Here is a 24,160-nt window from a genome sequence, read left to right on the forward strand (position 1 = left end):
ATGAATGCACCCATGAACATTTCCGAACGAACATTCACCGACGGCAATCTGCTCAAGACTTTCGTTGCCATTGCGGATTGCGGAAATCTTACGATTGCTGCAGCGCGATTAAGCCGCAGCCAATCGGCCATCAGCGTGCAGCTACGCAAACTTGAAACCGACTTAGGCACATCCCTGTTCGTACGAGAAGGCAAAGGCATGTCGCTGTCCCCAAGCGGCGAAAGGCTCCTGCCGGTTGCGCGACGCAGCCTGTCTGAACTGGCCAAAGTGCAGGCGCTTTTTGCCAAGCCACTCAACGGTCGGATCAGGGTCGGAATTCCTGACGACTTTGATGAAGGTGTGTTGGAACACGCGCTCACCCAGTTCAAACAATCCAACCCCGGCGTTGATGTCATCGCGCATTCGGGCTGCACCGCCCGGTTTCCCGATGCGATCCACAAGGGTGAATTGGACATGGCAGTCTGTTCGGCAGCTTACAATGCACCGGGTGATGTGTTCCGCGAACAGCAAGCTGTGTGGGTTGCATCAAAAGAGATGCAACTTGAAAGGGATGCGCCAGTGCCTCTGGCCATCATCAATCACGGTTGTTGGATGGGTGAACTTCCAAAAGTAAAGCTCGACGAGATCGGACGGTCGTACAACATTGCCTTTGAATGCACCGGTATCATGAGCCAAAAGGCGGCCATCCGCGCCGGCTTTGCCATCGGCATCATTTACGAAAGCAATATTGAACCCGGCATGAAAATTCTGTCCCAAAAGGACGGATTTCCAAAATTACTGAAATTCAAGCGGTCAATCGTCGTTGCGCCTGAGGCACCTCAGGATTTGGCGCAGGCAATGTCGCATGCGATCCGGCAAGCCACCTGAAAGTTATGGCTTACCCAAAGTCCGCCATTGGTGTTTTTCTCTGCGTTCGCGAAGCGCGCAAAGTAGAACTTGAGAGTGTGAACTCTGACGACAAGTTCATCCTGTGTATCGGTGGTTCTCGTACCATACAGCGAAAGTGCGGTTTGGATTAGACTTCATCAAGCCGGGTTGAATGACAGCTCTGACGACCTTGGCTGCAACGCGGCGGAGAACGTGCTGCGCTTGCGAATGGATGCTGCGTCAGCAATAGCTGCGCGAGCAAAAGGCCGGAAAGTCCCGCATTTTAGACATTTGCTACCGCCGATATCGAGCAGACGCAGCGAATGCCTCCTTCGGTGGGTCGCAACGCAGCATCGTGCCTCACCGAAGAACGACGGCAAGGAGCCTTGACCTCCTGATCTGGGCCCACACGTCAGTGTCTTACGAACAAGAAACGCGAAGCTATTTGCTTCGCAATTGAACGATGCCCAGCAATAGGTTCCCTCTCCTAAAGCCTATGAGAAGCGAAACTTTGCTAACTCTGCTGTACATTTTGCAACATGCACCAACCGAGAACCTCTCAAAAACAAAAGCTTAGTTCGCCGGTTTGCAGCAAATCTAGGACTTTGTCTCCGCCACCTGTCTCCTCCCGATCCTGTTGGTGACCGTTCATCAGCCCACGTAGGCCCCGGCACTGGCCGTCTAGCGCACAGCGCATCCTTTCGTCTGTGTCATGACATGCCATGACCTGCACATGGCGCAACGCCCCTGAAACCATCGCGCCGTAAAGGCGTGCGCGTTGGCCACACACCGGCGCTCGCACCAGTCGATTTTCAGAATCGGCGCTTCATTTTCAGAAATCGACGCGCGGAAGGTTCATCGTATCCCTATATTGGCGCGCAACCGATACCCCGGGGAAAGGAATGGGCCGGACATGATCTACCTCGACCTTGCGTTGCGCGGTGGCGCAATCACGATCCTGCTTTTGCTGGCGTCCTTGCTGTGGCGCGCGCCCATCGGGCGGGAGGGGCGTTTGTCCGTCTCGGCGCTGGCGGTGACGGAAACGGCATTCCTGATCACCACGACGGCGCTGCCGCTTGATCTGCATCCGACCCTGCTTGCCAATCTCAATCTGTTGTCCAGCTTTACGCCGGCTGCGATCACGTGGCTGATCGTGACAATTTTTCTCGATGCGCCGGGGCAGCGGTGGCCCTGGATTGGCGCGTCCTTGGTCACCTCTGTCGCTCTTTACATACACGTCGCGTTCCCCAGTTTTCTTGCCCTGTGCCTGCCAATGGCCGTGGTCCTTTACGGGGCGCTGTTCATCCTGTCGCTCTGGTCCACGCGCGATGATCTGGTGGAATGTCGTTGCCGTGCGCGCCCGGGCTTTGCCGCGGCCATTGCCGGGCTGGCTTTGCTTTTGACCATGGGGCAGATCACCGGGCTGCTGGAGGAAGGCAGCGTGATCCTTGCGCTCTTGCATGCCGTCGGGACATTGGCTGTGGCGCTGGCATTTGCAGTATGGTTGCTGCGACCCGACGCGGATCGGTGGCCGGGCGAGACACCGCCCGAGGCCGCTGAGTGCCTGCCAGGGCAGGACGCCTTCACAGATCCGGCGCTCATCGCGCGTGTTCAGTCAGCGATGTCAGCCGGTATCTGGCGCGAGGAAGGGCTGACGATCGGCGCGCTCGCCGGAAAGCTTTCCGTCCCGGAGCACCGTCTGAGGCGCGCCATCAATCAAGGGTTGGGCCACCGCAACTTTTCGAGCTTTATCAACCGCGCTCGTATCGAAGCGGCCTGTGCCGCGCTGTCCGATCCCGAGCGGATGAGCGTAACGATACTGGAAATTGCCTACGATGTCGGCTTTGCGTCAGTCGGGCCGTTCAACCGGGCGTTCCGTGCCGAGATGGGGCACAGCCCGACCGAGTATCGGCGGACCGCGCAATCCAGGGCATTCGCCGATTCTGACAAATCATCGTCAATAGCTGCAAACCTGCACTGATTTTCGAAACCGACGCGCAAGAGAAGAGGGCGCATCGCAGATTTGGGTCATCAACCACGAAACGGAGATGCCCAATGCGCCCCTTCCTTCTTGCTGTACTGATCGTCTTTGCCAGCCTTGCCCAGGTGTCGGCCCAAAACGCGCCCACCATGCCGCCGTCGACATACCCGGACGCGGGCAGCTTTTGCGGATTGTTCAAGCCGTGTTCCAAGGCGGCAACCCAGAAGCAGGGTTACTGACACGGCGCTACGACGAGGTTCAGGACCCGGACAGGGTTCGGCCAGTCGATGAACCTGGCACAATTGCATGGCCCAGCGTTGAGCGTTTCGACACGAATCGTTGCTTCAACGCTGGGCCAATTCGACATGCGCGGATGCGTTTTGCCCGTTGTCGCAGCCCGGTACACGCCTCTCATCGGCGAGATCAAACCCATCGGTTCGGCATTTTTCCGCCGCCTGCGATCAGCATGTCGTGAGGTCCGTATGGCAAACTTCAACCTGACCGAGTAGCGCCTTCAAATCTCAGCACTAATCCATTTTCGAGCCGTTTGCCCGACAGGGCGCTGCACAGATAACTCGCGCCATGCGCGCAAATCAAGCACCGTTCAATCTGTGCCGTATAGTTGAAAAAAACCGGTCTTTGTGTCAGCGTTTGACACGGTAAAATATTTGGTCGAGAGCTTTGAGTGATCTGTACCTTATTGATTTAGTTGTGATTTTTTAGACGCTCTGCTTGATCGATCCGACCCATCGGTACTTTTTCAGCCCGCGCGATGATTTTTGCGGGCGCAGGAAACGTGCGTTCAAATGACAGGAAGATCCTATGGCGTTTATTCCAACGTTCCCGGGCGTCTACATTCGAGAAATTCCAAGCGGAGCGCGCACGATTGTCGGCGCACCCACGTCCATCGCGGCGTTTGTGGGTGCGTTTTCGCGTGGGCCGTTGGACACTCCGATCCGAATGTTCACCCTCGGTGATTTCGACAGCGACTTTGGCGGGGTGCATACGGACTACCCGACAAGCTTTGCGGTATCCCAGTGTTTCCTGAACGGGGCAGGGCAGTGTTACAGCGTGCGGGTCAGCCCCGATGCCAGCGCCGCCACCGTCGTGGTTCAGGACGAGGCCGTTGCACCGGCGGACACCTTGCGGTTCACGGCCGGGCGCCGGATCGCGGGAACTTCGCTGGATGATCCCGGGGAATGGGCCAACGCGCTGCGCTTTGACGTCGATCATCTGACGACGGACCCACTGACCCAGTTCAATCTGACCATCTCCGAAATCCGGGATGAGAACGGGATCGAGGTCGCGGTGCGCACCGAGGTCTACCGCAACATCACGATTGCGCCTGGGCTGCGCAATGCCATCGACGTGGTCAACGCCGCATCAGGCCTGATCCAGATTTCGCGCGACGGGGGATGGGGTGGCGGGTTGCCCGCGCCGACAGGCTACTATTCGGACGTGGTGGATGACACCCAGTTCCCGGGCATAGCTGCTGCAAACACGCTCGACATTGATTTCGGCGCAGGCACGCAGTCGGTTGATGTGCCGGTGCCCGTGGTGCCGACAACGATTGCCGAAGCGGCGAACCTCTTGCAAGGCGCGATCCGCGCAGCCTTCCCGGCGGATCGCTTGTGGTCACAAGCCACTGTCACGGTGGTGGGCACGCGTCTGCGCGTGCAGCCGGGCCGCGGCTCGCCCGACTACGACCCGGCCACGCTGGTCACGATTGCAGACAATGTCGGCGATCTCGCCGTGCGCCTGTCATTGGACGGTGCCGTCGCGCAATCCAACGTGATGCAATACGCGCCGACAAACGCGGCACCCCTGGGCTTTCAATCCATCGGCACCGCCGGTGCGGATGGCAGCCCGCCCACCGCAGCCGAGTTGCGGGGCAGCCGGGCGACGCGCACTGGCCTTTATGCGCTGGATGATATCGCGGCCTTTACGATGCTTGCCATTCCCGAGGCATCGCGCCTCGGCTCGACCGCCAACCTTGCGTCGGTGATGGGGGCTGCGATTTCCTACTGCCAGGAACGTCGCGCGATGGTCTTCATCGACCCACCGCTTGGCACGGACACCATCGAAGAGTGCGAGGCGTGGCTGGACGAAATCTCCGATGCCGGGCTGCGATCCGAATACTCCGTGGCCTATGTGCCCAACGTGCAGGTGCCTGACCCGGGCATGGACAATCGCCCACGTTCTGTTGCGCCTTCGGGTACGATGGCCGGCATATGGGCGCGCACCGATAGTCAGGTCGGCGTGTGGAAGGCCCCGGCGGGCATCACATCGCGGCTGAACAACGTGCTCGCCCTGGACTTTGCGATGACCGATCCGGAGAACGGGGTGATCAACCCGCTGGGCCTGAACGCGCTGCGCAATTTCGACATTCCCGGCAATGTGGCCTGGGGCGCGCGCACGCTTGCAGGTGCCGATTTGCTGGCCTCGGACTGGAAATACATTCCAGTGCGGCGCATGGCCAATTTCATCGAAAGCACGCTGTTTGATGGCCTGCAATGGGCGGTCTTCATGCCGAATGATGAACCACTGTGGAACGAAATGCGCAGTGCCACGCGGTCGTTCATGCAAGGGCTGTTCCGACAAGGCGCGTTTCAGGGCGCATCGCCTGACGAAGCGTACAGGGTCAAGTGCGACGCCGAAACGACAACGCCTGCCGACATTGCTGCGGGCATCGTCAACATCTTTGTCGGTTTTGCGCCGCTGCGCCCGGCGGAGTTCGTGGTGATCAGCCTGCAACTGCAAATCCAGCAAGACGTGTAAGGAGGGCCCGATGACACAGCTTGATCTCACAGGCGCACGCGCCATCCCCTATGCCGGTTACAAATTCCGCATCAAGGAGGTGGGCGGCGACTATTTCTTTGCCGTCAACAAGGTCAGCGCCCTGTCGCGCACAGTCGAAGTGATGGAGTACCGCGAGGGGGGCGATCCGTCCCTGATGCGCAAATCACCGGGCCAGGTGAAATACGAGGCCATCACGATGGAACGCGGTGTCACCAACAACACGCAGTTCGAGGTTTGGGCCAACAAGGTCTGGAACTACGGCACTGCGCTGGGGGCCGAGGTGTCGCTGTCTGATTTCCGCAAGGACCTGATGCTTGAAATCTATGACGAGGCGGGTGGGCTTGTTCTGGCCTACAACATCTTCCGGTGCTGGGTGTCTGAATTCCGCGCCTTCCCCGACCTGCAAGCCGACAGTTCCGCTTTTGCCATCCAGTCGATCAAGCTGGAGAACGAAGGTTGGGAACGCGACTACGAGGTGACGCCCGCATCCGAGCCGACATTTGATGTACCGGCGGCCTGACCATGACCGGCACGACCGACGCCAGGCTGATCGACCTTTGGGAGATCGCAGCCAAAGAGCACCCCATTGATCGGGCGCTGACGCTCATTGCGGCGCATGATCCTTCTGCGGATCGTGCCGCCCTTGCTCAGCTGCCCATTGATCAACGGGATGCCAGGTTGTTCGGCTTGGCGGTGTCCCTCGTCGGCCCGCATTTGCGGGTCATCGCGACCTGTGATGCCTGTGGAGGTCAGACCAATCTGGATGTGGCGATTGCGGATATTCTGGCGCAGGTGCCCTCCGACCAGGCGCGTTCCAAAGTCTTTGCACATGATGGCCAGGACTACGCCTTTCGCTTGCCCAACAGTCTGGATCTGGCCCGCGCCCTCAAGGCTGAGGACGCGACAGTCGCACGTCGCGCATTGCTGACCGCCCTCATCGAAACACCGAACGCCGCGCCGGACCTGCTGGACGCCTTCGAGGCCCATCTGGCGGACAATGCCGGGATCGAAGCGCTGACGCTGGGGCACAAATGCGCCGAGTGCGAAGCGGAACAGGCGGCAGAAGTCGACATCGTGGACATCCTCTGGCGGCAGGTGTCGGCCCGAGCACAGCGCCTTTTGTGGGATGTGCACCTGCTCGCACAAAGCTATGGCTGGAGCTCTTCCGAGATATTGTCGCTGTCGCCGACCCGGCGGGCCGCACATGTTGCGATGGTGTCGGGATGACGGGCGACGCGCCTGCCGGATTTGTCACGGGGCTGTTGCGCCGCGTGTCGGGGCAGGCCAAAGGGGTCACGCCGCGTATCCCGTCCTATTTCGCAGGCGAGACTGCGGCGGACGGACCCGAGATCACGGAAATCACGCAAGAGGTAACCCCGGATCAGGCCGCCGCGCCTCCTCCGTCGTCGGCAGCATCTGTGTCCCCCAATCCCACGACCCCCACGCAGTCGATGCCAACGCCCAAGGCCGAGGAAAGCGAAGCGACACAGCAACCGTCCGAACCACGGCTGTTCGAGCCCGCGCCAGTGCCGCCACCACCAAGCATCATCCCCGCGGCCGCATCTGTCGAAACTCAGGATGCACACTCCAATCCACCGCCCGTCGCAGACGATCCCTTTACGCCGCGCGAACCTGCGCCTTTGGTGCCGCAAGCCACTCAATCCAAATCGCCCGAACAACGCGAAACAGGCGCACCACCACCCCAACCTACCACTCCCAAGCTGCCCAACATCGCTGCTGAGGTCGCGGCTGCCATTGCCAGCCTGCGCGACGATGGCGTGCCGGTTCCCGAACCGCGCATGATGCCGGTGAACGACGCGCCAGCGCCCTTTGACGTCCCGCAGAAACAAACCGCAATTGACGGCACCCAGCGAGGCGAGACCGAGCAACATCAGCCCGAGCCGATGCACATTCACATCGGTGAGATTGTGATTGCGCCCGATCCACCGAGCGCCGCGACACCGCCAACGCCTGCGGCATCTGCGCCATGGGCCCCCAACCTGACGCTGGATGCCTATCGCGAGGCGCGGCGCAAGGGGGCAAGATGAGCACCGCACTCGCCATTGCCGGGGTAACGCAACTGCTGCGCGACGTGTTGAATGACGGGCTGGTCGACAATGATGTGGGCGCAGCCATCGGCACAAATGTCACCGTGCACGCCCGCCCGCCCGACCGGGTGATCGATCTGATCGAAGATGGCTCTGTCCTGAACGTCTGCCTTTACACGGTCGAGAGCCAGACAAGCTGGTCCAATCAGATCCTGCCAACCCGAAATGCGGCGGGCGAACGGGTGCAGAATACGCCACTGCCCCTTGATCTGTTCTATCTGATCAGTGCCGTTGCGACCGAAGATCTACATCAGGACATCCTGCTGGGTTACGCCATGCAAATCCTGCACGAACATCCCGGTTTCGACCGGGCCGAGATTGTGGCGGGCCTGTCTCCGTCGCCGCCCGTCGCCGGGGGATTGCCGCCCGCCTTGCAGGCGCTTGCGGGCACCGGTCTGGCCGATCAGGTCGAGCGGTTGGTGATCGCCCCTGTGTATCTGACCACCGAAGAGATGTCGCGCATCTGGACCAGCTTTCAGACCACCTATCGCAGTTCCATGGCCTATCGTGTCAGTTCGGTGATCATTCAGCAGGAGGCACCATCGCGCAGCGCTTTGCCCGTGCTGACCATCGGCAGCGACAATTCTGGCGCGCAGGTGCTGCCCTCGCTGGATATCGGCCCACCGCTGATCCGCGCGTTGACCTTGCCCGAGGGGCAGGCGAGCGCACGGCCCGGCGATCCGGTGGTGTTGCGGGGCGAACGCCTGGGCGGCACCACCGTCACGGTGCATTTCGACAGCCCCCAGCTCAGCGCCGAGATCGATGTGATCCCGGCACCGGGCGGCAATGACGCAACACAGACTGTGATTGTACCGGACGTTCCCGCAGTCTGGGCGGCTGGCCCCTATCAGGTGCGCTTGTCCGCGCAACGCGTGCTGGGCGATCCGGTCTATCGATCGAACGCGGCGGCCTTCCAACTGGCCCCGGTTCCGGTCTTGCCGCCCGTATCGGTGACCCGCGTGATCGCGCCCAACCCGCAGATCGAGGTTGTGCTTGATCTGCGCCCGAATGTCTGGCCCGGCCAGCAGGTCGAGTTGATCCTGGGCAGCAGCGTCTCGACCGCGCCGCCGCGCACGGTCGCCACGGGCAGCGTGACCTTCACCTTTCCCGATCTGCCCGCCGGGGCCTATCCCGTCCGCCTGCGGGTCGATGGGGTCGAAAGCTGGTTGACCATCCGCGAGATCCCCCCGGTAGGTCCGGATTTCGAACCTGTGCCGCCGCAATACGATCCGTCCCAAGTCATCACGGTGCCGGTATGAACGCGCCTGATTTCACATCCCCCGTGGCGCCAACACCCGTCACAACCGATCTCTTCGCATCGCTTGCAGAGGTGATGGCGCAAGGCGAAACGCCACAGGTGCATGTGCTGGAAGGCACGACCTTTGCAGCCCTTGCGCAGCGCTTTGGCCTGTCCGGGGCAGAGGCTTTGGCCATCGCCCTTCTGGTCGGGGTCGAGGTTGATCCGGGGCTGAACGCGGCGGTGACCAAGCGGGTGCAGGCGTCGCATATCACCGTTGGTGGGTTGTTCGGCGTGCTGCCGGATCTGACGTGGGAGAGTTTTTTGCCGACCTCCGTCTTGCGCAGCTGGTCACTGATCCAATTGCACGGGCAGGGCGCGCGGCGCGATCTTGAGCTGAAAATGGATGCGCGCATTCTGGACTGGTGTCTGGGCCATCCCGGGCCGGACGAGCGGTTGTTGCCGTTTCTCAGACACCCGATCCGCGCGTCCATCCTTGCCCCCGAAACACAGGCACTGGCCGCGCCTGCCGCCGAGCGGTTGGCGGCGCGGGCCCAGCATGCGGGATCCGGGCTGACGGTTGTGTCAGGCGGCGATGCCTCTACGCGCGAGCGGGTCGGGGCAGAGGTGGCTGCCGTACTTGGGCTGACGCCCTTGGCCCTGGATCCCGCACTTTTGCGCACAGCGCCAGTAGACCGGTTTGCCTTGCTCCGGCTGGTGGCGCGCGAAAGCGTGCTGGAGCAGACACTGCCGGTGTTCGCACTGCCCGAGATCGATGCCCAATGCGCGCAGGAGCTTGCGTGGGTGGAGGGCGCGGCACTGGCGGTCGCAGGACGGGTCACATCCCCAAGCGATCTGCCGCCGGGATGCGATGTGGTGACCCTGGCCGAACCGGACAGTGCGGCGCGCTTGGCACTTTGGCAGGGGGCGCTTGGCCCCTGCGATGCGGCCGAGGTGGGGCGGTTGGCAGAGGATTTCGCCATTGGCGCTGACGACATCTTGCGCGCCACGATCGGGCTGGAAGGCTGCCCCGCTCCCAAACGCGCTGCGACGGCCCGCGCTGCCGTGCGCCGCCTGTTGGCCCCGCCACCCGATCCACTGCTGACGCAGATCACCCCGCGCGCAACGCTGGACGATCTGGTCCTGCCGCCCGCGACCAAGGCCACGTTGCATAGCATCGTTGAGCAGGTGCGCTACCGCGCAACCGTCTATCGCGACTGGCGTTTCGGCGCGCACAGCGACCGCGGGCTCGGGATCAGTGCCTTGTTCTCGGGGCCATCAGGCACAGGCAAGACGATGGGGGCCGAGGCGATGGCCTGCGCGCTGGATGTGCCGCTGCTGGCGGTGAACCTCGCGCAGGTGGTCGACAAATATGTGGGCGAGACGGAAAAGCATCTCGACCGTGTCTTTGGCGTGGCCGAGCGTTCCGGCGCTGTCCTGTTCTTTGACGAGGCAGAGGCGCTGTTTCGCCAGCGCGGCGATGGCGACAGTGGGTCCGAACGGTTTTCGGCCATGACGGTGGCCTACCTGCTGCAACGGCTGGAGGCCTCGCCCGCCACCTGCATATTGGCCACCAACATGCGCGGTGCCATCGATGATGCGTTCATGCGGCGGCTGCGCTTTGCGGTGCATTTCGCCTTTCCCAGCGCGCAGGAACGGCTGCGGCTTTGGCAGACGGCTTTCCCACCCGAAGCACCGGTGGGTGACATTGCCTTTACAGCGCTCGCCACACTACCGGCCACGGGTGGGACGATCCGGAACGCTGCGCTTGGGGCCGCCTTTATGGCGGCGGCGCGGGGCGACACCATCGGGTTTGACGATGTGATGGCGGCGCTGGAGCAGGAAAACGCCAAGCTGGCGCAACCCATGGATCTGGGCGCGCTGCGACGCAGGAGGGGGCAATGAAACGGCCTGTCCATCTGTCCATCGGTCGGATCGTGTTGCCTGCGGCCATGCGTGGGCAGGAACGCAGCTTTGGGGATGCGCTTACAACCGCGTTGCAGACAGGCGCGGCGCCTACGCAGCCCGCGCAAGGAACGGACACCAAGGCCGCGCGTGCAGCGGACGCGATCCATCAGAGGATCGCAGAGCGGAGCGGTGATGGCTGAGCAGGCGCAAATTCAGAAAGACGCCCCGTCGGTGGCGGTGGGTCGGCGCAACGACCCGGCAGAGGCACGTGTCGCACACCGGTTGAACAGTGCGCCGGGTCTGGCCGAGCTGCACGGCGGTGCGCTGGATCGCCTGCCGCAGCCGCGCGAAGACGGTGGCCTTGATGCGGCGCCAGAGCCGCTTGCCGGGCAGGGCCAGCCACTTGGCACCGGGCTGCGCAGCCAGATGGAGGGTGCCTTTGGCGAGCGTTTCGGCGATGTGCGGGTGCACACGGATGCAAGCGCCGACCGCGCGGCTCAAGCGACGAACAGCACAGCCTTTGCCAGCGACGGGAACATCGGATTTGCATCGGGGGCATACCAGCCCGAAACCCCTCTGGGACGGGGGATCATCGCCCACGAACTCGCCCATGTCAGCGAACAGCGTCGCGGATTGGATCAGCCGGGCGTGATCCGCCGGTTCGGCGAATACAGCACACGCGACACCACTGCCATATTCTCGAGCGAATGGTGGGTGCGCGCCTTTGGCGGTGGCAATTTCGACGATGCGGAACTGATCCGCTTCATGGATGCGATGAGCGCGCCTGACTACGACTGGGAAACGCGCAACTATACCGACACCGACGACATGTCGAACCTGATCGTTCGCAAGGTGTTTCAGCCCGAAAACGGAGGGGATCCGCCGCAAGGGATCCTGGCCCGTTTCCAGCGGCTGAGGGTACGTGTGAACATGATGCATCACATGCTCACCGGAAATGTGACGCGGCAGGACAAGCTGTCGTCGATAACCATCCTGCGGCAGGCAAATGACCTGGACTTTCAGGCGATTGTCGAACTTTACGGGCTGGATACCCTGATCGACGATCTGGGCCGGGGGTATGAGGCTGAAATCAACCAGCGTCTGGGGCGGGACGCCAACACGCCTCCCTCCCAAAACCTCAACAGCCGGGGTATGCCCGTACGCTGGCGGTTCAACTACAGGATCGACGGGGCTGGGCAGGCCGCGCAGGCCATTCGCGGCGTGGCGCTTCAGAATTTTCAGGTCAGCCCGACCAGCCACGCTGGTTCACCCGACCCTTGGATGATGGTGCGCCCGGCTGCGCTGCTCGAAGGGGAGTCGGGGGGACGGGTTTGCCGCAGGACGGATTCCCGTCAACACATCCGCGCAACGATTCAGGGCGCGGTTTGATGACGGTCAGCGTGATGCCCCATGATGCATCGCTGGTCGATGCATGGGCCGTGCGCACGCAGGCAGTGACACGGGCACCCGGTCAAACATCGGACGAGGATACCGGCAGCCCGTATGGCAACGTGATGGGCGCGCCCAACCAGATCGTGGAAGGCAACCTGGTCATCCGGCTTGCCGCCTATCAAAGCGGGCAGGTGGGTGAGAGCAACACGGTACAGCGCAACGACAGCGTCAGCATCGGCCAGGGCCAACGGGGCGCGCGCACGGATATTTCGGGGCGTTCTGACACGTCCTCGGTCAGCACTGAAAACCGGATCACCAACGAGGTGTCGGAAGAGCTCTTGTCGCGCTCGGGCATCAGCGCAAGCCACCGCAGAAGCATTGAGCGGATGCGCAACTGGCATCTGTCGGTTCAGCAAATCCGCGAAGAGATGCGTGAGATGGAAATCCGGGGCGAGTTCGAGAACACCGAAGGGTCCGAGCGCGAGATTGACCTCAGGGGCACCATTGGTGCCGAACTGGGCGCGGCCCTCTCGGCCAGCCTGGGGGTCGAGGCGGGGGCGGAACTGTCGCTCGACAACCCGCTGGTGCGGCGGGTCCTGCCAACGGTGCTCAGCCGTCTTGGCGCGCCGGGCCGCGTATTGGGGGGCATCCTGAGCATGGTCGATGGGTTGGACGCCAACCTGAGCCTTGGGCTCGAGCCATCCGGCAACGTTCGTATTCACGGTCAGGGCACGGCGGGTGCGCGGGCGATGTGGCACAGCTCGCGCCGTCAGCAATTCTCGATCGGTCGGCGTACCGGAACGACAGACACAACGGCGGCCGAGGCTGGAACGGGCGGCGCGGTGTCTGTCACCGACGAAGGTGTGGTCACCGTGTCAGAGGAACAGGAACGCAGGGTTACGGGCAGCAGCTCGGCCAGTTCGGCCCAAGTCGTGGCGGATTCCAGCACGACCTCATCGGAACTGCAACTGATGCAGGAACAAACGACCTCGCTGGAAATCCAATCAGCGATCCAGCAAAGCCGGACGCGGTCCATGACCAGCAATCTGTTCCTGCCGCGCGTCGAAAACGCGACGCTGACCTTCCGCGTGATTAACAACGCCTATGGCGAGGGGCCACGCCCGACGCCTACGCCCTCGCAACAGGCGGGCAATGAAGAAGAGGGCGCGCAATGACCACAATGCAGCCGCGGTTTCTCAAGGGTGGGTTCGTCGTGTTGAACACGGAGACGGGTGCGGTGCAAAACACGCTGCCCCTGACGGTGAACCCTGACCGCTTGTCCCGGAGTTTCGAAATCCAGTCGGTCGGCGAAGATGCCGGGCGCGCGTCGCCCTTGCGGCTGACCGGCCCTGCGGCAGAGACGATCACGGTCGAGGTCAAGCTGGACGCGGGCGATGGGCTGGACCGGGCCGATGCGCTGGCGTTGCGCGAAGGGGTCCGTCCGCAGATCGCGCTGTTGCAGACCCTGATCTCTCCCACGGCCCAGACGATTGAGGCGAACGATGCACTGCAAAAGACCGGTGCACTCGAGATTTTGCCGATGGTGCAGCCGCTGCTGCTGTTTGTCTGGGGCCCGGATCAGATCGCGCCGGTGCGCATCCAGTCCATGACCGTCAACGAGATGCTGCACAATTCACGCCTCTATCCGTTGCAGGCCACCGTCAACCTGTCGCTGCGGGTGCTGACCGTGGACGATCTGGGTGTCTCCAGCCGGGGCGGCGCACTCTTTCTTACCTACCTGCGCGCGGTCGAGGCCAGCGCCGGCAAAGTGCCTGACGGCAATGCGACCGAGATGGGCATCGAGGGGGCGCTATGAACGACATTGCCAAACTGTTGACGCCGACGGATACCGGACAGGCACCCTTTGCCGAAGACAGCCGGTATCACGGTGCGCCGATGAAGACCGCCTTTTTGGCGGATGGGCGCGAGGTACGCTTTGTCGGACGCCGCTTTGTCCCGTCGCCGGAACAAATCTCTATCTCGGCCGTGCACACGATACGCGGTGGCGACCGACTGGATCTGCTGGCCGCGCAGTACTTCGGGAACCCGACCCAAGGCTGGAAGCTGCTTGATGCGAACCTGATCCGCGATCTCCGCACTGCGTTGGACGAGGTGGGCGCGCGGATCGCCGTGGGCGAGGCCCTGGGGCAGGGCGGAGGGACCTTCAAATGAGGGTGGGGCGATGACAACCGGCGCGCAACTCCAGCTCTATATCGGGCCGGCCGTGCCTGTGCCCGTCGGGCAGGATGTGCTTGACGCGCTCGTTTCCGCCAGCGTCAGCAGCGCAAAGTCTGATGCGCCGGGCGTGTTTCAACTGGTCTTCGATCTCGATCAACGGTCCCCCTTGATGAGCCTGTTTCTTGTATCCGGCGGTCTGCCCATCCCGATGGTGCGCGTGGTGATCGCCGCGCGTGTCAACGGGGTGGAAACCGTGTTGATCGACGGGGTGATGACCAATCACGAGGTTGGCCCGGGCCCGGCGCCGGGCACCTCACGCCTGACCGTAACCGGCGAAGACCTGAGCCGTGTGCTGGACTACATTGCGTTTCGCGAACTGGTCTATCCGGCCATGCCCGATTTTGCCCGCGTGGCGCTGATCCTCGCCAAATACGCGTTCATGGGCATCATCCCCAAGGTGATCCCCTCGGTTCTGCTGGACGTGCCACTGCCCACACAGCGCATCCCGCATCAGCAGGGCAAGGACCTCGCCTATATCCGCAAGCTGGCTGATGATGTCGGCTATATTTTCCGGATGGAACCGGGGCCCAAGGCCGGGACCTCCTTTGCCTATTGGGGCCCCGAGATACCGCTGAGTGACATCCAGCCGCCGCTGAACTTTGATATGGACGCGGCCAAGAACCTGCAAAGCGCATCCGGCGACTTTGACACGCAAAGCGCCACGTTGCCGATTGTCATTATCCTGAACCCGCAGACCAAGGTGCCCATCCCCATACCGGTTGTGGCAAACCCGATCCTGAACCCGCCCCTGGGGGCGATACCACCCATCCCGCTGCAAATTACGCCGATCACCGACACGGCCAAGTACAACCCGGTTCAAGCCGCGCTGATCGGCATGGCGCGTGCGGCTCAGGCCAACAAGGCGCCCATGAAAATATCCGGTCAACTGGATGTCGCCCGCTATGGCCGCTTGCTGAAACCCCACAAGCTGGTCAGCCTGCGCGGCTTTGGCGCGGCCTTCAACGGGCTGCACTATGTCCAGATGGTGCGGACCAATTTTGCCCCCGGAAGCCTCACGCAAAGCTTTGAGCTGACGCGCAATGGCGTGCTTTCCACAGTCGAAAAGGTGCCAGCATAATGCAGAATTTTCCCGGAATTTATCGCGGTACGGTCGGTCCTCTTCCCGACCCGCAGCAGACAGGTCGCATTCAGGTCATCGTGCCCGATGTGACAGGCCTGACAACGTCCACATGGGCCAATCCCTGCTTTCCCTTGGGCGGTATCAACCAAGGCTTTTTCGCCGTGCCTATGGCGGGCAGCGGGGTCTACGTGATGTATGAGGATGGCAATCCGGACTACCCGGTCTGGATGGGCAGTTTTCCCGGCTCACCTGCGGACAAGCCTGTCTTGTCCAGCACCGTGCCCCCGGCCGTGTCTGCCATGACGCTGCAAACCTTGGCCAAGAACGGGATCGTCATCACCGATGCGGGCGGGCCCATGGGTGTGGGCGGCATCACATTGCAAAGCGCCACAGGCGCAACCATCGCCATCAACGACACCGGTATTTTCATCACGAACGGCAAAGGGGCAGCGATCACGCTGGTCGGCCCCACGGTCGACATCAACGCAGGCGCGTTGACGGTTATCTAAGGGAGGTCAGGACCAATGCCTGGTCCCATGTTACATTTCGGTGCGACGGTTCTGTGCTCTCATGGAGGGCAGGCGCAACCGACTGTGCCCAATCCACGGGTTCTGGTTTCAACGCAGCCGACAGTGCAGCAAACCGGGCCGTGGGTCGTTGCGGGATGCGCATTGCCTCCGCCCCCCGCCGCCAACGGGCCTTGCGTGACCGCCAGCTTTGTCACCGGATCAGTGCGCGTGACGTCCCTGGGCCAGCCGCTTTTGCTGCTGGACAGTCAGGCCATTGCCGCTCCGACCGGAACACCGTTGATCCCCGTTGTGGCCCAGACACGGGTGATTGCGACATGACCGATAGCGCCTACAGCATCGCCTTTCCCTATGCCTTTGCCGCAGACGGCCTGACGGCGCGTGTGGATCGCGCGGCACATGTCACCGACTTGCTGGAACAACTGTTGTTCACCCGGCAGGGCGAGCGTCTGCTGCGCCCGACCCTGGGCTGCGGCCTGCCGGATCTGCTGTTTGGCCCCGCCTCGCCCGAAACGGCCGAGGCGGCGCGCATGACCATTCAGGTCGCCGTGCAGGAATACCTGTCGCGCGAGATCGAATTGACGGCCCTTGACGTGCAGGCCGTGGATTCAGCGCTGATCATCGACATCGCTTACATGATCCGCGCCACGGGCGAGGATGGCACCGCCAGTTTCCGTGCTGAAACAGGGAGTGGGCCATGATGTATTTCTGTTGTGACGGGCTGCGCCGCGAAGCGACACGCCAAAGCGCGCTGAACGGCATCGATTTCATCGAAGTCATTGATCAGGCGGCACCTGTCGAGGCTGATCGCCAGCGGTTCCTGCATGTCCACCTTTTGAAAGACCCTGCACCGGAGACTTATGATCTGGATCAGGTGGTGGTCGAGGGGCCAGAAGGCCCGTTGGAACTGGTGGCCGTGACGACTGGCCTGCCTCCACAGACCAACATCATCGTGGTGGAACTGCTCAGCCCCGGCAATTTCGACCCGCATGTTCTGTTCCTGCGGCGCGGGTTGCTGGATGACCGCCCGCCCATCGAAATCGATCCGCAACTGGCGCGGGTCACCTTCAGCTTCAAGGTTGAGTGCCCGTCCGATTTTGACTGTGTGACACCCTGCGATTGCGTGGATGGGCCACGCACGCCCCCCGAAATCTCTTATCTGGCGCGCGACACCGACACATTCCGCGCCGCCATGCTGGATCGTATCGCCACCTTGCAACCCAACCGGGCCGCACCCCATGTGGTGGATCAGAAGATGGCCATCGTCGATGCGCTGGCTGTGCTGGCGGACAAGGTCGCCTATGCCCAGGACGCCGCCCATAACGAAGCGTATCTCTCGACGCTCCACCACCGCATTTCCGCGCGCAGGCTGGGCAAGGTGGTCGATTTCGATCTGGACGAGGGGCAGAATGCCCGCTGTTTCATTCATGTCGAGGCGTCGGCGGATGCGGTGCCCATCGGACCCGGTTTTGACCCGGTCATCCCGGCTGGTACGGCCTTTACCACGCGGCTGTCGGGGCAGGGTGTGCTGTTGCCCCCCGACCCCGAAGTTCTGGCCCGCGCCCCGCTGGTGTTCGAGGCCCTGATGCCGCTGGCGTCCATCTTTGTCGATCTCAACAGCCTCAATTTTTACACGTGGTCCAACCAGCGATGCTGTTTGCCCGCCGGATCGACGGCGGCGACCCTTGCCGGGCATCACCCCGATCTGGCGGCGGGCATGTTCCTTGGTTTCGAAGAACTTGTGGGGCCCCGCACTGGCAACAGCGCGGATCGGGACCGCTCCAACAGACCGGTGGTGCGGCTGGTCGAAGTCCAGGCCTTCGAAAGCCCGGGCGTGCCCCTCACCGACCCCGTCACGGGCGATGAGGTGACAGAAATTCGGTGGGAGGAGAGCGATGCCCTGCGCCGTCCCCTGTGCCTGTCGGCGGAAACGGATGAGGAGTTCGGGCGCATCTATCTGCCCAACGTGTCCGTGGCGCGGGGCAATGTGGTGTTGGCGGATCACGGCCGAACCATCGTTGATGAAGATATCGGGGCCGTACCGACCCCGACCCGCAGCTGGGCACCGGGGCAGGGCCCCGAGGCGCTGGTCGATACCGCGCGGCGCGATTGCGCTGCCGAACTCTGTGAACGCGAACGCCCTGAACGGATCACGCCCCGGTTCCGCCCGCAACTCGCCGAGGCGCCACTGACATTCGCCGTGCCCCTCGACACGGCACTGGGCGCCGCCGACCTGTTGGCCGCAAACGGGGCGGGTGAACCCGAGCTGGACCTCGTCGGCACATTGAACGGCGTGTCAGAGAGCTATACCGCGCGGCTCGATCTGTTTGGCAGCGATGCCACCGCCCGCGACGTGGTGCCCGAGATCGACAACCGGGGACGCGCGGCCTTGCGCTTTGGCAATGATGTGAACGGGTTGCGCCCGAATGCAGGCACCGAATTCGTCGCGACCTACAGGGTCGGGCTGGGGCCATCGGGCAATATCGGCGAAGACAGGATTGCCCATGTGCGCAGCGGGCTGAGCGCGATTGCAAGCGTGCGCAACATGACACCCAGCACGGGCGGGCAGCGCCCCGAAACGATTGACGAGATGCGCCGCCGGGCCCCTTACGCCTTTCGCCGACAGGACCGCGCCGTGACGCGCAGCGATCACGACGACATGGCCCAGCGGTTCCTCCCACCGGAAGGGCCGTTGCAGGGCACGGTCACGGACATCATGCATACGGGGTCTTGGTACACGTCCTTCATCACCGCCGACCGGCGCGGTGGCCTGCCCGTGACACCCGCGTTCGAAGCCGATCTGCGCAACCACATGGAACGCTACCGTATGGCAGGGCGCGACCTCGAGGTCGATGGCCCCATCAGCGTCGGGATCGAGATCGACATGCAGGTGTGCGTCTGTCCCGACTACCTGCGCGGTCAGGTCAAGGCGGCGGTGCTTGAACGCTTCTCCAACCGGGTTCTGGCGGATGGCACGCTGGGCGGCTTCCATCCGGACCGGATGCGGTTCGGCGAGACGCTGTACCTGTCGCCCCTGATCGCACTGGCCCAATCAGTCGAGGGCGTGACGGCAGTGACCGTCACGCTGTTCCGCCGCATCTCCGATCCCGGCTCAAGCGGGCTGGAGGCGCGCAAGCTTACCTTTGGGCGGCGTGAAATCGCGCGGCTGGACAATGACCCAAGCCGCGCCGCCAACGGTGTGCTGCGGCTGGACATGAAAGGAGGGCGATGATGGCGGATGATCAAGCCTTGTGCGCATGCTGCGAGGGCATTTCCGTGTCCACGCCGCGCGCCAGCTGGCAGCGGCCCGGTCTGTCCGTAATCAGCGCGCAGGCAGGTGATTACTGGTCCTACTACGACACGATGATCGCGCGCCTGACTTCGTCCGACTACGGCACGCTGGCTGATCTGAAGACGCGGGATGCCTCCAACGACTTTTCCATCGCGCTGATGGATGCCTGGGCGGTCAGCGGCGACATCCTCAGCTTTTACTACAATCGCCTTTTGTCCGAGACCTTGCTTGAGACGGCGGGCGAGGTCTGGTCGCTATATCAACTGGCAGGGTTGGTCAGTTACGCGCCCCATCCCGGCGTGTCGGCAGAGGTGGTGCTGGCCTTCGGGATGAGCACGGCGCCCGGCGCACCCGAGGCGGTCACACTGCCCTCGGGCGTCAAGGTGCAAAGCACGCCCGGCCCGGATGAGACACCGGTGATCTTTGAAACGACCGAGGCCGTGCCCGCCCGGCCTGCATGGAACGCGATGCGCCCGCGTCAGAGCGTTGTGCAAGACCTCGGCGCGGCGACCAGCACGCTCTATCTGGCCGGAACAAGCGCGGGGATCGTGGCGGGCGATGCCATTTTCTACTTTGCCGATGACAGCACCCCCACGCTGGCCGTCGTTCGGGCCGTCACCCTGCAACCGGCGGATATCGGCAATGATCCCGACAGTGTCGATCTGACCCGGCTGACAATCGAACCCCTGTCAACCGCTGCCATCAGGCAAGAGGCCACGGCCCCCGCGGCACCACCCGCGCCAGTCTTTCCGCCCGAGATTGCGCCCTATCTGGGCAGCACCGTCAGCGCGGGTACCTTGACCGAACTGCTGGATGATCTGGCCGTGGAAGAGGCACAGCTGTTTGATCCGCTGCGCGGCGCGCCCGAAGTGCCCAAGCGCATTCTGGTATTTCGTGACAATGCAGGGGCCTTTGGCAGCAATGCCCCGGCGGTCGACACCTTGCCCCCCGCGCTGACGGGCGACGTGCCGATCTATGACATCGACGAAGATGGCAACGTCATCATCACCGGCTTCACGCCCGGGCCCTATAAGGGTGTGACACCGTCGCAGTGGGCCGACGGGACCCTGTTCGTGCTCGAGGACAATGACGACGCAGTCTACCTCGACCGTGTGGTCAAGGAAATCGGGGCAGGGGGATACGCCGTTCTGAAGGACGGCGAGACCTGGGGTGTCTACGAGATCGACGCGGTGGACGAGGTGTCCTTGTCCGAATTTGCGATCACTGGCAAATCGTCTCGGCTGACGCTGAATACATCCTCCGGCTTCGGCTCGTTCTCGACCCGCGGCACAACGATCTTTGCGGGGTCCGAATGGATCGACTTGCCGCGCATGCCGCGCCGCGATGCGATCCGGGCAGGCGATACGCAAATCGCGCTCGACACCTGGGCGCCGGGCCTGCAGGGCGGTCAGCAACTGTTCATGACGGGCACCTATGCAGACGGGCTGACAGCGCCGGTCACCCGGCTGGTAGAAATTGCAGAGGTCGAGCATCAACTGTTCGCAGGCGGCAGCACACGGATCACGTTGAGCGCGCAACTCGTCGATGATTTCGACCGCAATGCACTGCGCATCAATGCCAATGTGGCGCGCGCCAATCACGGTGAGACGACCGAGGAGGTGTTGGGCGGCGGTGATCCTGCGTCTGCATTCCAGACCTTCACGCTCAACCAGAAACCACTGACCCATGTCACGGCGCCCGTGGCCGGTGGTGCAAAGCCCGAACTCACCTTGCGCGTGGACGGCGTTCAATGGGCGCAGGTCGACAACTTTCTCGATCCTGAACCGGCCTTGCGTGGCTACACCCTGACATTTGATCCCGATGGGGCGGCGACGGTTGGTTTCGGCAACCCGGATTTCGCGGCCACTCCCGCGACTGGGCGCGAGAACATCTCGGTCTCCTATCGGACGGGGTTGGGTTTGCAGGGGCGGGTCAAGGCCGATCAGCTCAACATCCTGATGAGCCGCCCATTGGGGCTTGAAGCGGTGACAAACCCACTGCCTGCCGAAGGGGGCGCGGACGCCGAACCGCTTGAGGCCTTGCGCAGCAATGTGCCGCTCAGTTGCCGGACGCTGGACCGGGTTGTGTCGCTGATCGACTTTGCCGATTTCAGCCGTGCCTATGCTGGCATCGCCAAATCATCTGCTGAATGGGCCAAGTTCCCCGGTGCGGCCAAGCCAGGTGTCGTGGTGACCGTGGCGGGCGAAGCGGCGGCAGAGGTGCCCGCCGATAGCACGCTTTACAAGAACCTGCGCGATGCGCTGACAGGGAACGGGCTGCCCTTTACTCGCTTTAAACTGCGCAGCTATCGCCCGCGCTATTTCCGGATCGCTGCCAAGGTCAAACCGCATCCCGACTACATCGCCGACGACGTGATCGCAGCGGTCGAGGCCGCGCTGCGCCGCGACTACTCGTTTGAGGCGCGGGAGTTCGCAAGTTCGGTCTTTGCCTCGGAACTGATCACCACGATGCAGAATGTGGATGGTGTCGAGGCGGTGACGCTCGACCGGCTATACCGCTTTGGCTTTCCCAAACGGCGCGAGGCGCTGACGGCCGAACGGGCCAGCGCAACCCAGGGGGCCGAGTTGCTGATGCTGCACCCCGAGCCGCTGGACTATCTGGAGGTGCTGTCATGAACCAGTCGAGCCCTACTGGAACCTGGCTTTACGATAGCCTGCCCGAGGTCTACCGCGTCCGCGATGCGCGCGAAGGCTACCCGCTGCGCGACGTGTTGCACGTACTGGGTGAACAAGGCGACACGCTGTTTGAAGAGGCCGAACGGCTGTATGACAACCAGTTCATCGAAACCTGCGAAGAGTGGCTGGTGCCTTACATCGGTGCGCTGGTTGGTTACCGCCCCGTGCACGACATCGGGCCCGTCAGCCAGCGCGCACTTGTGGGGCGTTGGATCGCGCTGATCCGTTCCAAGGGAACAGCCGCCACGCTGGAAGAGGTGGCGCGCGGCGCGACCGGCTGGCCTGCAAAGGTAATCGAGTATTTCCAACTTCTGGCGCATCCTCAATTCATGAACCACATCCGCCCGGGCGTAGATGGTGCGCTGAACATGCGCAATGTTGGCCGGTTGGAGGCGCTGGGCTCGGCCTTCGAAAGCGCCCATTACACGGTCGATGTGGGTCGGATTGCCGTAGGTGAGGGACGCCACAACATCCAGAATGCGGGCCTTGCCCTGTGGCGGTTGCGCGCGGATCTGTGGCCGCGCCACACCGCGTTCGCCGTCGGCCCGCGCCGCTTTGCGATCCACACGCTGGGGCTGGACACGCAGTTGTTCAATCCGCCGGTGACTGAACTTGGCGTGGCGTCGCTGGCCGCACCCGTCAACCTGCCGATCCCTCTGGAACGCCGGTTCCTTGCCGATCGTTTGGCAGATTACTACCCGCGTGCGTTCCGCATCTGGGTGGACGGGATCGAAGTTCTGCCGGCTGAGCTGACGGTGTGCAATCTGTCGGATGACGGGCCCGGGTGGGCGCATGCGCCTGCAACGCAAGTCGCCATTGATCCGGTGCTGGGTCGGATCGCGACGCCTGCTGATCAGGACCCGCCGGAAACCGTCGAGGTGCAGTTCTACACCGCCCTCATGGCGGACATCGGGGGCGGTGCCTATGAGCGGCTCGCGGGGTTTGCCACGGCATTGGCCCCCGTCTTCACCGTCAACATCGCGGGCGATCTGCAAACCGAGATCGACAATGCGGCCACCGGCGGCGCGGTCGAGATCACGGACAGCGAAACATATTCGGGCGCCTTCAGCATTGACGCTGACCCGGATCAGCGTCTGGAACTGCGCGCGGCAAACGGGCAGCGCCCAACGCTGGACCTGAGTGCGGACATCGGGATCACGGGCGCGGCTGAAAGCGAGATCAGCCTTGATGGACTGCTGATGGGCGGAGGGGCGATTGTGGTGCCCGACACCGGCACGAACGAGCTGCGTCGCCTGACCTTGCGCCATGTCACGCTGGTGCCGGGCATCAGCGCGCAACCCGATGGCACGCCTGACCAACCCACAGCGCCGTCGCTGGTGATCGAAGCGCCGAACGTGATCGTGGATATCCAACACTCGATCCTCGGGGGCATTCGCTGCCACCCAAGCACGGTGATCGAGGTGTCGGATTCGGTGATCGACGCGACCGCGCGCAGCAACGTGGCCCTGTCTGCCTTGGACGATGCCAGTCCGGCAGCACGGGTGACGCTGACGGAAACGACAGTGATCGGCAAGATCAGTGCGCGGGTCATGACGCTGGTGTCCAACTCCATTCTGGACGCGGCCCTGGCCCCCGGCGACACGTGGGAGATCGCGGTTGCGGCGCTTGACACGCAAACGGGCTGTGCGCGGTTCAGCTACATCCCGCCCGGATCGAAAGTGCCGCGACGCTATCGCTGCCAGCCCAGTTTCGAGTTGGCGCGCGCACTGGCGGCGGCAGAAGAAGACAACCCGATGCTGTCGCCCCTGCAACGCCAAGCCATCACACGGCGGGTCACCATGCGACTGGTGCCCGGCTTTACCCAGCGGCGCTTTGGCCGCGCGGCTTACATGCAGCTGCTGACCTCGGCGCCGGTCGAAATCCGCACTGGCGCGGATGACGAAAGCGAAATGGGCGTGTGGCATCAGGTGTTTCAGCCGCAGCGCGAAAGCAACCTGCGCCTGCGGATCGACGAATTTTTACCAAGCGGCATGGAGGCCGGATTTTTCTACGAAACGTGACCACGCAGTGCGG

21 protein-coding genes are annotated in these 24,160 nt (G+C 63.0%); all 21 read left to right on the top strand.

Annotated features, from left to right (window positions below):
- Nucleotides 1–12: 12 nt before the first annotated feature.
- Nucleotides 13–867, top strand: a complete 855-nt coding sequence (locus tag ACMHLQ_RS18585; protein WP_415402177.1) for a LysR family transcriptional regulator — start codon at nt 13–15, stop codon at nt 865–867.
- A 913-nt stretch (nt 868–1,780) separates the two neighbouring features.
- Complete coding sequence (locus ACMHLQ_RS18590; protein ID WP_415402178.1) at nt 1,781–2,848, top strand: helix-turn-helix domain-containing protein; 1,068 nt, start codon at nt 1,781–1,783, stop codon at nt 2,846–2,848.
- Nucleotides 2,849–2,922: 74 nt separating this feature from the next.
- On the top strand, nt 2,923–3,087 hold the full coding sequence (locus ACMHLQ_RS18595) for a hypothetical protein (RefSeq protein WP_415402179.1): 165 nt from the start codon (nt 2,923–2,925) through the stop codon (nt 3,085–3,087).
- A 583-nt stretch (nt 3,088–3,670) separates the two neighbouring features.
- Nucleotides 3,671–5,626, top strand: a complete 1,956-nt coding sequence (locus tag ACMHLQ_RS18600; RefSeq protein WP_415402180.1) for a phage tail sheath family protein — start codon at nt 3,671–3,673, stop codon at nt 5,624–5,626.
- Between the two features lie 10 nt (nt 5,627–5,636).
- Complete coding sequence (locus ACMHLQ_RS18605) at nt 5,637–6,167, top strand: phage tail protein (RefSeq protein WP_415402181.1); 531 nt, start codon at nt 5,637–5,639, stop codon at nt 6,165–6,167.
- 2 nt (nt 6,168–6,169) lie between these two features.
- On the top strand, nt 6,170–6,874 hold the full coding sequence (locus tag ACMHLQ_RS18610; RefSeq protein ID WP_415402182.1) for a hypothetical protein: 705 nt from the start codon (nt 6,170–6,172) through the stop codon (nt 6,872–6,874).
- Nucleotides 6,871–7,695, top strand: coding sequence for a hypothetical protein (locus ACMHLQ_RS18615; protein WP_415402183.1), 825 nt, complete (start codon nt 6,871–6,873; stop codon nt 7,693–7,695). The genes ACMHLQ_RS18610 and ACMHLQ_RS18615 overlap by 4 nt, the downstream gene beginning before the upstream one ends.
- A complete protein-coding gene (locus ACMHLQ_RS18620) occupies nt 7,692–9,014 on the top strand; it encodes a DUF4255 domain-containing protein (protein WP_415402184.1) in 1,323 nt (440 codons plus the stop codon). The genes ACMHLQ_RS18615 and ACMHLQ_RS18620 overlap by 4 nt, the downstream gene beginning before the upstream one ends.
- A complete protein-coding gene (locus tag ACMHLQ_RS18625; RefSeq protein ID WP_415402185.1) occupies nt 9,011–10,897 on the top strand; it encodes an ATP-binding protein in 1,887 nt (628 codons plus the stop codon). Before ACMHLQ_RS18620 ends, ACMHLQ_RS18625 begins: the two co-directional genes overlap by 4 nt.
- On the top strand, nt 10,894–11,100 hold the full coding sequence (locus ACMHLQ_RS18630; protein ID WP_415402186.1) for a hypothetical protein: 207 nt from the start codon (nt 10,894–10,896) through the stop codon (nt 11,098–11,100). Before ACMHLQ_RS18625 ends, ACMHLQ_RS18630 begins: the two co-directional genes overlap by 4 nt.
- A complete protein-coding gene (locus tag ACMHLQ_RS18635; RefSeq protein ID WP_415402187.1) occupies nt 11,093–12,289 on the top strand; it encodes a DUF4157 domain-containing protein in 1,197 nt (398 codons plus the stop codon). Before ACMHLQ_RS18630 ends, ACMHLQ_RS18635 begins: the two co-directional genes overlap by 8 nt.
- Complete coding sequence (locus ACMHLQ_RS18640) at nt 12,289–13,467, top strand: hypothetical protein (RefSeq protein ID WP_415402188.1); 1,179 nt, start codon at nt 12,289–12,291, stop codon at nt 13,465–13,467. Before ACMHLQ_RS18635 ends, ACMHLQ_RS18640 begins: the two co-directional genes overlap by 1 nt.
- Complete coding sequence (locus ACMHLQ_RS18645; protein ID WP_415402189.1) at nt 13,464–14,108, top strand: hypothetical protein; 645 nt, start codon at nt 13,464–13,466, stop codon at nt 14,106–14,108. The genes ACMHLQ_RS18640 and ACMHLQ_RS18645 overlap by 4 nt, the downstream gene beginning before the upstream one ends.
- Nucleotides 14,105–14,464: a hypothetical protein gene (locus tag ACMHLQ_RS18650; protein ID WP_415402190.1), complete on the top strand. Its 360-nt coding sequence runs from the start codon at nt 14,105–14,107 to the stop codon at nt 14,462–14,464. Before ACMHLQ_RS18645 ends, ACMHLQ_RS18650 begins: the two co-directional genes overlap by 4 nt.
- A gap of 10 nt (nt 14,465–14,474) precedes the next feature.
- The gene (locus tag ACMHLQ_RS18655; protein ID WP_415402191.1) at nt 14,475–15,608 is read left to right on the top strand and encodes a hypothetical protein; all 1,134 of its coding nucleotides are present in this window, start codon (nt 14,475–14,477) and stop codon (nt 15,606–15,608) included.
- Nucleotides 15,608–16,120 (top strand): phage baseplate assembly protein V, encoded by a 513-nt coding sequence (locus tag ACMHLQ_RS18660; RefSeq protein ID WP_415402192.1) that lies wholly within the window; start codon nt 15,608–15,610, stop codon nt 16,118–16,120. The genes ACMHLQ_RS18655 and ACMHLQ_RS18660 overlap by 1 nt, the downstream gene beginning before the upstream one ends.
- Before the next feature lie 195 nt (nt 16,121–16,315).
- Nucleotides 16,316–16,459, top strand: coding sequence for a hypothetical protein (locus ACMHLQ_RS18665; protein WP_415402193.1), 144 nt, complete (start codon nt 16,316–16,318; stop codon nt 16,457–16,459).
- Nucleotides 16,456–16,839, top strand: a complete 384-nt coding sequence (locus tag ACMHLQ_RS18670) for a GPW/gp25 family protein (RefSeq protein ID WP_415402194.1) — start codon at nt 16,456–16,458, stop codon at nt 16,837–16,839. The genes ACMHLQ_RS18665 and ACMHLQ_RS18670 overlap by 4 nt, the downstream gene beginning before the upstream one ends.
- On the top strand, nt 16,836–19,370 hold the full coding sequence (locus ACMHLQ_RS18675; RefSeq protein WP_415402195.1) for a putative baseplate assembly protein: 2,535 nt from the start codon (nt 16,836–16,838) through the stop codon (nt 19,368–19,370). The genes ACMHLQ_RS18670 and ACMHLQ_RS18675 overlap by 4 nt, the downstream gene beginning before the upstream one ends.
- Nucleotides 19,370–22,066: a putative baseplate assembly protein gene (locus ACMHLQ_RS18680; protein ID WP_415402196.1), complete on the top strand. Its 2,697-nt coding sequence runs from the start codon at nt 19,370–19,372 to the stop codon at nt 22,064–22,066. Before ACMHLQ_RS18675 ends, ACMHLQ_RS18680 begins: the two co-directional genes overlap by 1 nt.
- Nucleotides 22,063–24,147 carry a hypothetical protein gene (locus ACMHLQ_RS18685; RefSeq protein ID WP_415402197.1) on the top strand — a complete coding sequence of 695 codons (2,085 nt, stop codon included), beginning with the start codon at nt 22,063–22,065 and terminating at the stop codon, nt 24,145–24,147. The genes ACMHLQ_RS18680 and ACMHLQ_RS18685 overlap by 4 nt, the downstream gene beginning before the upstream one ends.
- The last annotated feature ends 13 nt before the right edge of the window (nt 24,148–24,160 follow it).

Origin of the sequence: Tateyamaria algicola (genome assembly GCF_047715485.1) — a bacterium.
Taxonomy (GTDB): Bacteria; Pseudomonadota; Alphaproteobacteria; order Rhodobacterales; family Rhodobacteraceae; genus Tateyamaria.

What these genes read in the sequence shown, in the direction of transcription:
- ACMHLQ_RS18675 (WP_415402195.1), top strand. Translation starts at nt 16,836, where the DNA reads ATGATGTATTTCTGTTGTGACGGGCTGCGCCGCGAAGCGACACGCCAA.
- ACMHLQ_RS18680 (WP_415402196.1), top strand. Translation starts at nt 19,370, where the DNA reads ATGGCGGATGATCAAGCCTTGTGCGCATGCTGCGAGGGCATTTCCGTG.
- ACMHLQ_RS18610 (WP_415402182.1), top strand. Translation starts at nt 6,170, where the DNA reads ATGACCGGCACGACCGACGCCAGGCTGATCGACCTTTGGGAGATCGCA.
- ACMHLQ_RS18645 (WP_415402189.1), top strand. Translation starts at nt 13,464, where the DNA reads ATGACCACAATGCAGCCGCGGTTTCTCAAGGGTGGGTTCGTCGTGTTG.
- ACMHLQ_RS18615 (WP_415402183.1), top strand. Translation starts at nt 6,871, where the DNA reads ATGACGGGCGACGCGCCTGCCGGATTTGTCACGGGGCTGTTGCGCCGC.
- ACMHLQ_RS18650 (WP_415402190.1), top strand. Translation starts at nt 14,105, where the DNA reads ATGAACGACATTGCCAAACTGTTGACGCCGACGGATACCGGACAGGCA.
- ACMHLQ_RS18625 (WP_415402185.1), top strand. Translation starts at nt 9,011, where the DNA reads ATGAACGCGCCTGATTTCACATCCCCCGTGGCGCCAACACCCGTCACA.
- ACMHLQ_RS18600 (WP_415402180.1), top strand. Translation starts at nt 3,671, where the DNA reads ATGGCGTTTATTCCAACGTTCCCGGGCGTCTACATTCGAGAAATTCCA.
- ACMHLQ_RS18685 (WP_415402197.1), top strand. Translation starts at nt 22,063, where the DNA reads ATGAACCAGTCGAGCCCTACTGGAACCTGGCTTTACGATAGCCTGCCC.
- ACMHLQ_RS18605 (WP_415402181.1), top strand. Translation starts at nt 5,637, where the DNA reads ATGACACAGCTTGATCTCACAGGCGCACGCGCCATCCCCTATGCCGGT.
- ACMHLQ_RS18630 (WP_415402186.1), top strand. Translation starts at nt 10,894, where the DNA reads ATGAAACGGCCTGTCCATCTGTCCATCGGTCGGATCGTGTTGCCTGCG.
- ACMHLQ_RS18670 (WP_415402194.1), top strand. Translation starts at nt 16,456, where the DNA reads ATGACCGATAGCGCCTACAGCATCGCCTTTCCCTATGCCTTTGCCGCA.
- ACMHLQ_RS18635 (WP_415402187.1), top strand. Translation starts at nt 11,093, where the DNA reads ATGGCTGAGCAGGCGCAAATTCAGAAAGACGCCCCGTCGGTGGCGGTG.
- ACMHLQ_RS18595 (WP_415402179.1), top strand. Translation starts at nt 2,923, where the DNA reads ATGCGCCCCTTCCTTCTTGCTGTACTGATCGTCTTTGCCAGCCTTGCC.
- ACMHLQ_RS18660 (WP_415402192.1), top strand. Translation starts at nt 15,608, where the DNA reads ATGCAGAATTTTCCCGGAATTTATCGCGGTACGGTCGGTCCTCTTCCC.
- ACMHLQ_RS18640 (WP_415402188.1), top strand. Translation starts at nt 12,289, where the DNA reads ATGACGGTCAGCGTGATGCCCCATGATGCATCGCTGGTCGATGCATGG.
- ACMHLQ_RS18655 (WP_415402191.1), top strand. Translation starts at nt 14,475, where the DNA reads ATGACAACCGGCGCGCAACTCCAGCTCTATATCGGGCCGGCCGTGCCT.
- ACMHLQ_RS18585 (WP_415402177.1), top strand. Translation starts at nt 13, where the DNA reads ATGAACATTTCCGAACGAACATTCACCGACGGCAATCTGCTCAAGACT.
- ACMHLQ_RS18590 (WP_415402178.1), top strand. Translation starts at nt 1,781, where the DNA reads ATGATCTACCTCGACCTTGCGTTGCGCGGTGGCGCAATCACGATCCTG.
- ACMHLQ_RS18620 (WP_415402184.1), top strand. Translation starts at nt 7,692, where the DNA reads ATGAGCACCGCACTCGCCATTGCCGGGGTAACGCAACTGCTGCGCGAC.